Annotated in this window: 13 protein-coding genes; all 13 read left to right on the top strand. The window is 60.7% G+C overall.

From position 1 onward, the window contains the following. Positions 1-24: 24 nt before the first annotated feature. The 13 genes from OA90_RS11305 (at position 25) to rpoN (ending at position 12,904) form a co-directional block, all read left to right on the top strand. Entirely contained in the window at positions 25-918 is an 894-nt protein-coding gene (locus OA90_RS11305) for an ABC transporter permease (protein WP_082836988.1), read from the top strand. Next, positions 919-2,241, top strand: a complete 1,323-nt coding sequence (locus tag OA90_RS11300; RefSeq protein ID WP_068410970.1) for a cytosine deaminase — start codon at positions 919-921, stop codon at positions 2,239-2,241. A gap of 2 nt (positions 2,242-2,243) precedes the next feature. Continuing rightward, on the top strand, positions 2,244-3,650 hold the full coding sequence (locus OA90_RS11295) for an FAD-binding oxidoreductase (protein WP_068410966.1): 1,407 nt from the start codon (positions 2,244-2,246) through the stop codon (positions 3,648-3,650). Positions 3,651-3,710: 60 nt separating this feature from the next. Next, complete coding sequence (locus OA90_RS11290) at positions 3,711-4,307, top strand: NAD(P)H-dependent oxidoreductase (protein ID WP_068411532.1); 597 nt, start codon at positions 3,711-3,713, stop codon at positions 4,305-4,307. A 253-nt stretch (positions 4,308-4,560) separates the two neighbouring features. Then, a complete protein-coding gene (locus tag OA90_RS11285) occupies positions 4,561-6,918 on the top strand; it encodes a heavy metal translocating P-type ATPase (protein WP_068410963.1) in 2,358 nt (785 codons plus the stop codon). Between the two features lie 53 nt (positions 6,919-6,971). Further along, positions 6,972-7,385, top strand: coding sequence for a Cu(I)-responsive transcriptional regulator (gene cueR / locus OA90_RS11280; protein ID WP_068410960.1), 414 nt, complete (start codon positions 6,972-6,974; stop codon positions 7,383-7,385). Beyond that, positions 7,385-7,810, top strand: coding sequence for a cytochrome c (locus tag OA90_RS11275; RefSeq protein ID WP_068410957.1), 426 nt, complete (start codon positions 7,385-7,387; stop codon positions 7,808-7,810). The genes cueR and OA90_RS11275 overlap by 1 nt, the downstream gene beginning before the upstream one ends. Positions 7,811-7,850: 40 nt before the next feature. Further along, positions 7,851-8,279, top strand: a complete 429-nt coding sequence (locus OA90_RS11270; protein WP_068410955.1) for a cytochrome c — start codon at positions 7,851-7,853, stop codon at positions 8,277-8,279. A gap of 131 nt (positions 8,280-8,410) precedes the next feature. Then, the gene (locus OA90_RS11265) at positions 8,411-9,031 is read left to right on the top strand and encodes a ribonuclease D (RefSeq protein ID WP_068410952.1); all 621 of its coding nucleotides are present in this window, start codon (positions 8,411-8,413) and stop codon (positions 9,029-9,031) included. 58 nt (positions 9,032-9,089) lie between these two features. Beyond that, positions 9,090-9,758 (top strand): LPS export ABC transporter periplasmic protein LptC, encoded by a 669-nt coding sequence (gene lptC / locus OA90_RS11260; protein ID WP_068410949.1) that lies wholly within the window; start codon positions 9,090-9,092, stop codon positions 9,756-9,758. After that, a complete protein-coding gene (locus OA90_RS11255; protein WP_068410946.1) occupies positions 9,755-10,321 on the top strand; it encodes an LptA/OstA family protein in 567 nt (188 codons plus the stop codon). The genes lptC and OA90_RS11255 overlap by 4 nt, the downstream gene beginning before the upstream one ends. 140 nt (positions 10,322-10,461) lie before the next feature. After that, on the top strand, positions 10,462-11,244 hold the full coding sequence (gene lptB, locus OA90_RS11250) for an LPS export ABC transporter ATP-binding protein (protein WP_068411529.1): 783 nt from the start codon (positions 10,462-10,464) through the stop codon (positions 11,242-11,244). 94 nt (positions 11,245-11,338) lie between these two features. After that, the gene (gene rpoN, locus OA90_RS11245; RefSeq protein WP_068410943.1) at positions 11,339-12,904 is read left to right on the top strand and encodes an RNA polymerase factor sigma-54; all 1,566 of its coding nucleotides are present in this window, start codon (positions 11,339-11,341) and stop codon (positions 12,902-12,904) included. The last annotated feature ends 42 nt before the right edge of the window (positions 12,905-12,946 follow it).

Raw genomic sequence — 12,946 nt, 5'->3', positions numbered from 1 at the left:
CGTATCCCTAAAAAGGCAGACCCCATGACCGTCGCGCTGTCAGACAAGGCCGATCCGGCCAAGACTTCCTATGCCGCTCCGATTGATGCCGCCCCGCTCGATGAGGAAGAGCTGAAGCGCGCCCGCGCCGCCCGCATCGAATCCATCGGCCGCTGGGTCGTCCCGCTCGCCATTCTGGTGCTGTCGGTCTGGTTGTGGGACCGGATCTGCATCTGGAACGAAATTCCCCATTATATCCTGCCCAGGCCCGGGCTGGTGTTCGAGACGCTGCTCATCGACTGGCCGATCCTGTGGGTTGCCCTTCTCAACACGCTCAAGATCACCTTCGGTGCGCTTTTCATAGCGACGGCGGGCGGCCTTGGCCTGGCGGTGCTGTTCACCCAGTCGAAATGGATCGAGATCTCCTTCTTTCCCTTCGCGGTCATCCTTCAGGTCACGCCGATCATCGCCATCGCGCCGCTGATCCTGATCTATGTGGATTCGCTCACGGCCAGCCTGCTGATCTGTGCCTGGATCGTGGCGTTTTTCCCAATCCTCTCCAACACGGTTCTGGGTCTCAATTCCGCGGATCACAATCTGCGCAATCTCTTCCAGCTCTACGGCGCCAGCCGCTGGCAGACGCTGCGCTATCTGCGCCTCCCGGCCGCCATGCCGTATTTTCTCGGCGGGCTGAAGATCGCCGGCGGCCTGTCGCTCATCGGTGCCATCGTAGCGGAGTTCGTGGCAGGCTCGGCCGGCTCCGGCTCCGGGCTCGCCAATCAGATTCTGGAAGCCAGCTACCGGCTCAACATGCCACGCATGTTCGCCGCCCTGCTGATGATTTCCGTGACCGGCATCCTGATATTCCTCACCATGAACCTTCTGTCGCATCTGCTCCTGAGAAAGTGGCATGAGAGCGCCCTGAAGCGGGAAGTCTGAATGGGACACATCCTCAATGCCGGGCTTCACGGATCCGGCTATCTCAAAAACGCGACCGTTCCGGCCTGCCTGATTGCCGGCAATGACGACGAGAACCCGGACAACCTGATCGCCGCCGATCTGGAAATCTCGCAGGGAAAGCTGGTGCGCATCCTGCCCGCCGGTACCCCGAGCGGACTGCACGGCACGTTCGATCTCGACGGCGGCCTGGTCCTGCCGACCCTAGTCGACTTGCACACTCATCTCGACAAGGGCCATATCTGGCCGCGCAAGGCCAATCCGGACGGCAGTTTCCAGGGTGCTCTTGAGGCCGTGGGCGCAGACAGGACCGCCAACTGGTCCGCCGTGGACCTGCGTGCCCGCATGGAATTCGCGCTCAAGTCCGCCTATGCGCATGGCACTTCGGCAATTCGCACGCATCTCGACAGCCTGCCGCCACAGGATTCGGTTACCTGGCCTCTTTTTTCGGAGATCCGTGCCGAATGGGCAGACCGGATCGACCTGCAGGGTGTCTGTCTCTTCGGCATCGACCGTCTGTTGGAAGATGGCCGGATATACCTCTCCTGTATTGCCGACCGGGTCGCCGCCGCCGGCGGTGTCATGGGCGCGGTGACGTACATGGTGCCCAATATCGACATGCATCTGGAAGCGGTCTTCCGCGCGGCGATGGAACGCGGACTGGATCTGGATTTTCACGTCGATGAAACCCTCAACCCCGCCGCCGTGACCCTGCGCCATATCGCCGAAACCGCCATCCGGCTTGGTTTCGAGGGTAAGATCGTCTGCGGACATTGTTGTTCGCTGTCAGTTCATGAGGAAGCCGAGGCGGAAAAAACGCTGGATCTCCTCGCCGAGGCCGGGGTCGCCATCGTTTCGCTGCCCATGTGCAACATGTACCTGCAGGACCGGCAGGCAGGGCGGACGCCACGCAGGCGGGGCGTCACGCTGCTGCACGAAATGCGCGCGCGCGGCATTCCGGTATCCGTCGCCTCCGACAACACCCGTGACCCGTTCTATGCCTATGGCGATCTGGACCTTGTCGAGGTCTATGCCCAGGCGACCCGCATCCTCCATCTGGATCACCCGATAGCCGACTGGATCAGCAGCGTTTCGTCGACCCCGGCGGACATCATGAATGTGCCGCACGGACGGCTGCGCCCCGGAGCGCCCGCCGATCTGATTCTTTTCCGGGCTCGCACCTGGAACGAGCTGCTTTCCCGCCCGGCGGGGCCGCGCGAAGTCATTCGCGGTGGCTACAGCATCGACAGCAAACTGCCTGACTACCGCGAGCTCGATCACCTGATGCTGGAAAGGCAAGCCTGACCATGAGCGCCATCGCCACCCTGAAAGCCGATCTCGAAGGACTGCAGATCGAGGACAACCCGCAGATCGTCCGGCAGAAGAGCCGCGATTTCTTCTGGTATTCTCCGGTGCTCAAGCAGCAGCTTGAGGACGTCACCGCGGATCTGGTCGTGACACCGAAATCCGAGGCCGAAGTCATCCGCGTCCTGAAGGCCTGTTATGCCGCCGGTGTGGCGGTGACGACGCGCGGTGCGGGAACCGGCAACTACGGCCAGGCGATGCCCCTGTCACGCGGCGTCGTGCTGAATCTGGCGGAGATGACGGCGGTAAAGGACATCCGTCCCGGATCCGTTGTCGCCGAGGCAGGGGCCATTCTGGCCGATATCGATGCGGCGACGCGCGCCCATTCGAACCAGGAACTGCGCATGCACCCGTCCACCTACCGGACGGCGACCGTCGGCGGGTTCATTGCAGGCGGGTCCGGCGGCGTCGGGTCGATAAACTGGGGCGGACTGCGCGATCTCGGCAACGTGCTGCGGCTGCGGGTCATCACGATGGAGGCTGAGCCGCAAGTCCTGGAAATGACCGGCGACGATCTGCAGAAGGTCATGCATGCCTATGGCACCAATGGCGTGATCACCGAAGTCGAGATGCCGCTGACGGCCGCCTATGACTGGGTCGACGTGCTGGTCGGCTTCGATGATTTCATGGACGCGGCCGTCTTTTCCGACGAACTGGCAAATCTCGATGGTCTGCTGGTGAAGAACATCGCCCCGATCGCCGCGCCGGTGCCTTATGACTATTTTCTGCGCCACAGGAAATTCATCCGCCGGGACCAGTCTGTCGCCGTGCTCATGGTCGCGCCTTTCGCGATGCCCGCCTTCGAGGCGTTTGTCGCCCGGCAGACAAAAGCCGAAGTGCTCTACCGCTCGGACCGGGCGAGCGAGGAAGACAGAACCCGCCTGCCGCCGGCTTATGAACTGGCGTGGAACCATACCACGCTGCGTGGCCTCAGGGTCGATCCGACCATCACCTACCTGCAGGTGCTGTATCCCTTCCCCGATCAGATAGAGCGCGTGCGCAAGATGCACGAGATGTTCGGCAACGAGGTGCCGGGGCATCTGGAATACGTCCGCTTCGACGGCAACATCACCTGTTTCGGTCTGCCCATCGTCCGCTATAGCAGCGAAGCGCGGCTCAACGAGATCATTCGCCTGCATGAGGACAACGGCTGTCCGATCTTCAATCCGCACCGCTACACACTGGAGGAGGGCGGCATGAAACGCACCGACGCCGTGCAGCTCGCCTTCAAGAAGCAGGCGGACCCCAAGGGGCTGCTCAATCCGGGCAAGATGATCGCCTGGGAAAACCCGGATTACGATTTTTCCGGCGATCAGGTCTTTCTGTTTCCCGGCCTGCAGCAGGCCTGACAATTCATGCCGCCGATCTCCGGCGGGCGTAACAAACACCGTGTCGCAAAGGCCAGTCCCATGCGCGTTCTCGTGGTTTTCAGCCATCCCTGCAAGGAAAGTTTCAATGCCGCTCTTTGCAAGAAAGTGGTGGAGACCCTGAAGGACCAGGGGCATGAGGTCCGCCTGTCGGATCTTTATGCCAAGGGTTTCGATCCGGTCATGAGCGCGGAGGAACGGCGCGGCTATCATACACTGCAGGCCAATACCGAGCCTGTCGCCGAGGACCTTGCGGACATCATGTGGTGCGAGGCGACTGTCTTCGTCTATCCGACCTGGTGGTTCGGCCTGCCGGCGATGCTGAAAGGTTGGCTGGAGCGGGTCTGGGTGCCGCATGAGACCTTCCAGATGCCGACGGCGACCCACGGCGCACGGCCGAAAATGCAGCATATCAAGCGCATCGCGGTCGTCACCACCTGCGGTGCAAGCTGGTGGCTCTCGAAGCTGATAGGCGAACCGGGCCGCAAGACGATCCTGCGCGGTATCGGGATATTGTGCCGGCCCGGCTGCAAGACGCTGTACCTTGCGCACTACAAGATGGACAGCTCCACCCGGGAGAGCCGGGAAAGATATCTGCACAAGGTCGGGCGGAAAATTGCGGCATTCACGGCGCAATAGAAGGCTGTCGGGTACCGGCATTCTTTTGCCTTGACCTTCCAGTAACTGGAAACTCTAATATCAATTTCAACAAACAAGACCCTGTCTTGACCACTACATGAGAGCGTTCCGCGAGGAGCGTGTCGCAGGGCGATGCCGGGCATCGGCCAAGACGCGCAACGCTTTGGAGCGCGCTCATGTCACGGTCAAGACAGGGTCTTGTTTGTTGAGATCGGGATAAGTGAGGGGCAGTGCCCCGGGGTGAGAGTTCGAAATGCAGGAAGCAGCAGTCAGGTCCACCAGGATACCGGCAGCCGAAAAGGCGATTGATCCGGTCTGCGGCATGTCCGTCACGCCCGGTACGGGCAAGCCGACCCTGAACTACAGGGGGCAGGACTATCATTTCTGCAGTTCAGGCTGCCATGACAAGTTCGGGAACGATCCCTATTTTTATGTGTCCGGAAACAAGGCCCGCAAGAAGGCGATGGACGCCGAAGCATCCGTGCAGGGCGCGATCTTCACCTGCCCGATGGACCCGGAAATTGTCCAGGAAGGGCCCGGCACCTGTCCGATCTGCGGCATGGCGCTGGAACCGGCAAGCGGCGTTTCCGACGAGCCCAATCATGAACTGATCGACTTCACCCGCCGCCTCAAGGTCAGCGTGCTGGCCTCCGTACCGCTGCTGATCCTGACCATGGGGCCGATGGTCGGCCTTCCGGTGCGCACCTGGATCGGCGAAGGCGTCTCGATCTACCTGGAGGCGCTTCTGGCGACACCCGTGGTTCTCTGGGCAGCCCTGCCGTTTTTCAAGCGGGGCTGGACGTCCCTGGTCACCCGCCACCTGAACATGTGGACACTGATCATGATCGGCGTCGGCGCGGCCTATCTCTATTCCATGGCGGCCACCTTCCTGCCGTTTCTGTTCCCGGACGCGCTGAAGGGCGCAAGCGGTCACATGCCGGTCTATTTCGAGGCCGCGGCGGTGATTGTCGCACTCGTCTTCGTCGGTCAGGTTCTGGAACTGAACGCCCGTGAGCGGACGGGCGACGCGATCCGCGCGCTCCTGGACCTGGCGCCGAAAACAGCCCGCCGCATCACCCCGGACGGTGACGAATATGACGCGCCCCTGGAAAACATCCTGCAAGGCGACAAGCTCCGGGTTCGTCCCGGCGAGGCTCTACCTGTCGACGGCGTGGTCCTGGAAGGCGCGTCCTCGATCGACGAAAGCCTGGTGACGGGTGAACCGGTTCCGGTGCAGAAATCCATTGGGGACAAGGTTACCGGAGGCACGCTGAACAAGACCGGCTCCTTCGTTATGCAGGCCGAACTTGTCGGCGCGGACACTATGCTTGCGAAGATCGTCGACATGGTCTCCTCCGCACAGCGTTCGCGCGCGCCGATCCAGAGCCTTGCGGACAGGGTTGCGGGATATTTCGTCCCCACGGTGGTCTCCGTCGCGGTGCTGGCGTTCATCGTCTGGCTGCTGGTTGGCCCCAGCCCGCCCCTGGTGCATGCGATCGTTGCCGCCGTCTCCGTGCTGATCATTGCCTGTCCTTGCGCTTTGGGGCTGGCGACGCCGGTGTCGATCATGACAGCGACGGGACGCGGCGCGCAGGCCGGTGTTCTGGTGAAAACCGCCGAGAGCCTGGAGCGGCTAGCCTCGGTCGATACGATTGTCGTCGACAAGACCGGGACCCTGACGGAAGGAAAGCCAGAGGTCAGCGATCTCGTGACGGTTTCCGGTGTATCGGAGGAGGATCTCCTCAGGCTGGCCGGCGCGCTTGAAAAGGGATCCGAACATCCGCTTGCGGAGGCCATTCTTGCCGAAGTGGACAAAAGATCCCTCCAGTTGGCGCAGGCCAGCGGTTTCGAAGCGGTGACCGGCAAGGGTGTCAGGGCACGTGTCGGCGCCGACGAGGTGCTGTTCGGCAATGCCGTCTTCGCGGTGGAAAGCGGGGCTGACATTTCCGCAATTCAAAGCCGCGGCGAAGAACTGGCCGAGCTCGGCAAGACGGTCATGTATCTGGTGAAGGTATCGTGTGGGCAAAGCGCCCTTCAGGGATTGATCGCCGTCGCCGACCCGATCAAGTCCAATGCAAGGGCTGCGATCGGCGCGTTGCATCGCGATGGCATCAGGATAGTCATGGCAACCGGGGACGCACCGCGCACAGCACAGGCTGTCGCGGGAGCTCTCGGCATCGACGAGGTGCGCGCGGGTGTTCTGCCTGAAGGCAAGCAGAAGCTCATCCAGGATCTGAAGGCGGCCGGTGCGACAGTCGCCATGGCCGGGGACGGTGTCAACGACGCCCCGGCACTGGCGGCAGCCGATGTCGGCCTTGCCATGGGCACCGGCGCGGATGTTGCTGTTGAAAGTGCCGGCATGACCCTGCTGAAGGGAGATCTGGAGGGCATCGTGCGCGCCCGCAAGCTGGCCCGCGCGACGGTGCGCAATATCCGCCAGAACCTCTTCTTCGCCTTCATCTACAATGCGGTCGGGGTGCCGATTGCCGCGGGGATCCTCTATCCGGTCTTCGGCATATTGCTGTCGCCCATGCTGGCCGCCGCCGCCATGAGCCTGTCTTCGGTCTCGGTGATCAGCAATGCGCTGCGTCTGCGCAGGTTGAAATTTTAGAAAACCGTACCCTGGGTACGGAGTATTTCGCGCGTGAATTGGCAGGTCTCACAATGAATATAGGTGCTGCATCCCGGCAGAGCGGGCTTCCGGTCAAGACGATCCGCTATTATGAGGAGATCGGCCTCGTGCGTCCTCCGCGCAGCGAAAACGGATACCGTGATTTTTCGCAGACGGACCTGGAGCGCCTCAAATTCCTGCAGCGATCCCGCAGCCTGGGGTTTTCGATTGAAGAGTGTCGCGATCTGCTGTCGCTCTATGAGGACACGAACCGCGCAAGCGCCGATGTCAAAGCCATCGCACGCCAGAAGATCCGGCAAGTCGAACACAAGATCGCCGAACTGAACTCACTCAAGCGGATTCTTCTGGAGATGGTGGAGGCGTGTCACGGTGACGAGCGGCCGGAGTGCCCGATCATGGACGATCTGTCTGGGCGCGAGCGCGGTCACGGAAGAGGGCGGCACTGATGCGGCGGCTGTTTTTACTGATCTCGGTGGTGCTTTCCCTGATCGTGCTTGGCGTCTTGACGAAGGGGTTGGTGTCGGGGCGGACCGACCGGGCTCCGGCAGGGGGCGCAGCTCTCGTCGCAGTCACGGTACCTGCGCTGAATGCCAAAACGCGTGAGGGAGAGGTGCTATTTGGGCAAAACTGTGCGGGGTGTCACGGCGACAATGCCGCCGGCCGCGACGGTTTCGGTCCGCCGCTGGTGCACAGGATTTACGAGCCCGGACATCACGGCGACGGGGCCTTCCATCTGGCGGCCGCCAGGGGTGTACGTGCGCACCACTGGCCGTTCGGCGACATGCCCCCTGTCGAAAACGTGAGCGAACGGGATGTGGAAAGAATTGTAGCTTATGTGCGCGCGCTTCAGCGCGCCAACGGAATCAATTGAGGGGGGCAGCGGCATGCGGTTGAAACTGGTGGGAATATTCATGGTTTTGGCTCTGGCAGGTGCGGGGGCGGCCTTCGCCCACAGTGGCGCGACCGGCCTCGTCAAGGAGCGGATGGATGCCATGTTGGAAATCGGTGACAGCATGAAGTCCCTCGGCCGGATACTCAAAAGCGGCCCCTACGATCCGGAGGTGGCAATTGTCGCCGGCGACGCGATCGCCGGTCATGCCGGCGAAGAACTTACAGAATTGTTTCCCGAAGGCAGTCTTCAGCCGCAAAGTGAAGCCAGCCCGGCCATCTGGAGCAACTGGACGGCATTCAGGGACTATGCCGGCGATCTGAAATCCTCGGCGCTCGCCCTGAAAACAATGGCCGAACAAGGGGCGGACAGCCTGGCTCTGGCGGACGCGTTCGGCGAACTCGCGGGCACATGCAAGGCATGCCATCAGGAGTTCCGTATCAAAAAGTAGGGTTATGGCGGAAATCCTCCCCGGACGCCACGGCAATTTGCTTGCCACACTCGGTGCCATGTTCTACCAGACCATCAAATTCTTCGTCATTCCAGCGCTGGGCGTGAACGGGAAACAGGAGACGACGCAACATGACCATCCGCTACCACAAGGGCGACCTTCCCGACCTGAAAACCTATGAAACGGCAAGCGCGGTGGCCGTCGATTCCGAGACCCTTGGTCTCAATCCGCTCCGTGACCGTCTGTGTGTCGTGCAGCTTTCCCCGGGCGATGGTACGGCCGATGTGGTGCAGATCGCCCGCGGCCAGAAAGAAGCGCCGAATCTGGCGGCGCTGATGAGCGATCTGTCAAAACCGAAGATTTTTCACTTCGCCCGATTTGATGTTGCCGTATTGCGGCACTATTTGAACATTGAAGTGTCGCCGGTCTGGTGCACGAAGATCGCATCGAAACTGGTGCGCACCTATACCGACCGGCACGGATTGAAGGATATCTCACGCGAACTGCTCGGCGTGGAATTGTCCAAGCAGCAGCAAAGTTCGGACTGGGCGGCGGAAACCTTGTCAGATGCGCAGCTCGCATATGCGGCCTCTGACGTGCTGTATCTGCACGGGCTGAAGGAAAAACTGGAATTCATGCTCGCCCGGGAAGGGCGGGAACAAATCGCCAGGGCGTGTTTCGACTTTTTGCCTGTTCGGGCGGAACTCGACCTTAAGGGATGGGACGATACGGACATCTTCGCCCATTCCTGATTTTTGCGGGCTGTTCTGAGCCCCGGGCCTGTCGGCCCTTTGGTTTTCGGAGACCTTGTTGAGCGTTGTCAGCGAACATCCGGGAGTTGGAGCTCCCAGACCCGCCCTGCGCAGGCCGCAGAGCCGGGCTCAGCGGGCTGCACGCAGGCACAGTCTGCTTGTGCGCATCCTGCGCTGGCTTTTTCCGCTGGCCGGGTTCCTGATCTTCGCGGGCATGGCTGGTATGGTTGTTCTGTTCAACATCCTGAGCGGCTTCGGCGCGTCGAATGTGATGCTGACCAGCGAAGGCCTGGTCATGGACCAGCCGGAGCTGTCGGGTCATGACGGCGAGCGCTCCTACCAGGTGACCGCGCGCCGCGCCATCCAGCGCCTGAGCGATCCGCGCATCATCGATCTGGAAACGATCCGGGCCGACATCGTGCTGAGCGCCGACCAGAGCGCTGAAGTCGTTGCACTCAAGGGAACCTACAACAACGCCTTGGAGACCCTCCGTCTTTATGAAGGTATCCAGCTCGACTGGAGCGAAGGCTACAAGGTGGATTTGAAGGATGTGGAGATTGATTTGAGCAATGGCGCATTGACCACGTCGGAACCTGTTTCAATCCGCTCGGATCAAGGGCATGTTGTTGCCGGTAGACTTTCCTATGACGAGAGCAAGGGCCTCGTCAGGTTTTCCGATGGTATCAAGATGACCATCAATCCGATTTCAAAGGACGGTGAGCGATGATATTTTTCAAACGCCTGTTGATAGCGTCAGCAGCGGTCCTGTTTTTTGGATCGGCGCAGGCGCAGACGTTCTCCGATGCCTTCGCGGGCTTCGGCTCGAACGAGGGTGAACCGATCGAGATCGAGGCCAGTGAGCTGCGTGTGGAAGACGGCAACAACACGGCGACCTTTGTCGGCGATGTGGTTGTCATCCAGGGCGAGACGAGCCTGAAAACGCAGCGCCTGAAAGTCTTTTATGCCGGAGATGGTGCAAGCCAGTCAGAGGGGGCGATCCAGCAGAAGATCTCCCGCCTGGAAGCGGCCGGCGGTGTCTTCATTTCCTCCAAGGACCAGACGGCCAAGGGCGATGAAGCCAGCTTCGACATGAACCGGGAGTTCATGGTGATGACCGGCAACGAGGTCGTGCTCAGCCAGGGTCCGAATGTGGTTGTCGGCAAGAAGCTTACGGTCAACCTGAAGACCGGCCAGGCGAACCTGACGGCAGGCCAGGGAGGCGGCTCGGGCCAGGGAAGCGGCAGGGTGAAGGTCCGCATTCAACCCAACAGCGTAGAAAACAGCAATTGAACCTTGAACCGGCCGGCATCGGCAAGAATGCGGGTTGCCCCGGGTGCGAATCCCTGATCTGACTCGACACTGCCTGTCGCAGATCTTATGTGAACCTGCTGCAAGACTGAATGGACGACACATCGGTGAAGATAACCTCCATGGATTATGACGGGCCGCAGACAAGCGCGCCGGGACCGGCCGGCCGGGAGGACGATCTTTCCCAGGCTCTGGTCGTCGAGGGCATCGGCAAGACCTATGCTCGCCGTCAGGTCGTCAAATATGTCGGCCTGACCGTGAAACCCGGCGAAGCTGTCGGCCTTCTCGGACCGAACGGCGCCGGCAAGACGACGACTTTCTACATGATCACCGGGCTGATTCGCCCGGATCAGGGCAAGATCTTTCTGGAAGGTTTCGACATCACCCGCATGCCCATGTACCGGCGGGCCCGCCTTGGCATTGGCTATCTGCCTCAGGAAGCGTCCATCTTTCGCGGTCTAACGGTTGAGGAGAACATCCGCGCTGTTCTGGAGGTGATCGAACCCAGCCGCCAGAAACGCCGGGAAGAGCTCGATTCGCTCCTCGCCGAATTCGGTCTGACTCATCTGCGCAAGGCACCGAGCATTTCACTCTCCGGCGGCGAGCGCCGCCGTGTGGAGATTGCCCGCGCGCTGGCAAGCCGTCCGTCCTTCATGCTGCTCGACGAACCTTTTGCCGGGATCGATCCGATTGCCGTCGGGGACATCCAGCAGCTTGTGCGTCACCTGACGCAGCGGGGAATTGGGGTTTTGATCACCGATCACAATGTGCGCGAGACACTTGGCCTGATCGACCGGGCCTATATCATCGCGTCCGGTGAGGTTCTCACCGAGGGTCTTCCGCAGGAAATCGTCACCAACCCGGATGTTCGGCGATTGTACCTGGGTGAACAATTTACGCTTTGATGACAGGTGGCCGCCTAGGTTATAAGGTCTGCAATTAAGCGATAAGCAAAAACCAGACCAATCGCCTTTCACTCAAACGGCGCCCGGGACATTAATGGCCATTTCGACAAAGCTGGAGATGCGACAGAGTCAGTCGCTGATCATGACGCCGCAATTGATGCAGGCGATCAAGCTTTTGCAGATGTCCAACCTCGACCTTGTCGACTATGTCGAAGCCGAACTTGAACGCAACCCGCTTCTGGAAAAATCGGGCGCGGAGGAGGCCGATGCCGGCGGCCAAGTGGGCGAAGGCGACGCGGATCGCTCGTCTGATCAGGGTCCGGCAGGCGATGACGGCGTGGCCCAGGCCGGTGACGAAGCTGTCGCGAGCGATTGGATGCAAAGCGATCTGGAGACCGGCTCGGAAGCCATCGCCGCACGCATGGACACCGATCTCGGCAACGTCTTTCCCGATGAGCCCGGCGTTCCCGCCTCGCCCGATCCGGCTCTTCTCAAGTCGGGCGACAGCTACAAGAACGCCTCCAGTGGCAGCGCGTCGGATGACTATAATCTCGAGGCTTTCGTTGCCGAGGAAACGTCACTCGGTGCCTGGCTTGAAGAACAGATGCATCTCGCGCTGAGCGACACGGCTGACAAGCTGATCGGCGGCCATCTGATCAATTCCCTTGACGAGAACGGCTATCTCTATCTGGACCTCGACGAGGCGGCGGAACAGCTCGGCGTCGACACGGGCCGTCTGGAACGGGTTCTGAGCGTGCTTCAGACTTTTGAACCTGCCGGTGTCTTTGCCCGCAATCTGGCTGAATGCCTGAAGCTTCAGCTGATCGACAAGAACCGTTTCGATCCGGCGATGGAAGCGCTGATCGACAACATCGAACTGCTCGCCAAACGCGATCTCGCTGCGCTGAGGAAAACCTGCGGTGTGGATGACGAAGATCTGATGGAGATGATCGCCGAGATCCGTGCCCTGGATCCGAAACCCGGCAGTGTGTTCGGGTCGTCTCTCGTGCAACCCGTCGTCCCGGATGTCTTCGTGCGCCCCGCAAGCGACGGCAGCTGGACGGTGGAGTTGAATTCCGACACCTTGCCCCGGGTGCTCGTCAATCAGTCTTACTATGCGAAGGTCATCAAGACAGCGCGCAGCGATACGGAAAAGGAATATCTGACTGAATCGCTGCAGACTGCCAACTGGCTGGCGAAAAGCCTGGACCAGCGCGCCCGGACCATCCTGAAGGTCTCGACGGAAATTGTCCGGCAGCAGGACGGATTCCTGACTTATGGCATTGCGCACCTGCGTCCCCTGAACCTGAAGACCATTGCCGAAGCCATAAGCATGCATGAGTCCACGGTCAGCCGTGTGACGTCCAACAAGTACATGTCGACGCCGCGCGGGATCTATGAACTGAAATACTTCTTCTCCTCCGCCATTTCGGCGACTGTGGGCGGTGACGATGCGCATTCGGCGGAAGCCGTGCGCCACAGGATCAGGCAGATGATCGAGGCCGAAGACGTCAAGGCCATCCTGTCCGACGATACCATTGTCAAAATTCTTAGGGATGACGGCATCGATATCGCACGTAGAACCGTAGCAAAATACCGCGAAGCAATGAGAATCGGATCTTCGGTACAACGCCGGCGGGAAAAGAATTCGCGAATTTAAGAGCTATTGTGCCGGTTCGCCTTGCCCCGATCATTTTGGTTT

The sequence above is a fragment of the Labrenzia sp. OB1 genome, from assembly GCF_001624695.1.
Taxonomy (GTDB): domain Bacteria; phylum Pseudomonadota; class Alphaproteobacteria; order Rhizobiales; family Stappiaceae; genus Roseibium.
The sequence above is the reverse complement of the archived record's forward strand: the minus strand, read 5'-3'. Positions and strand labels throughout refer to the sequence as shown.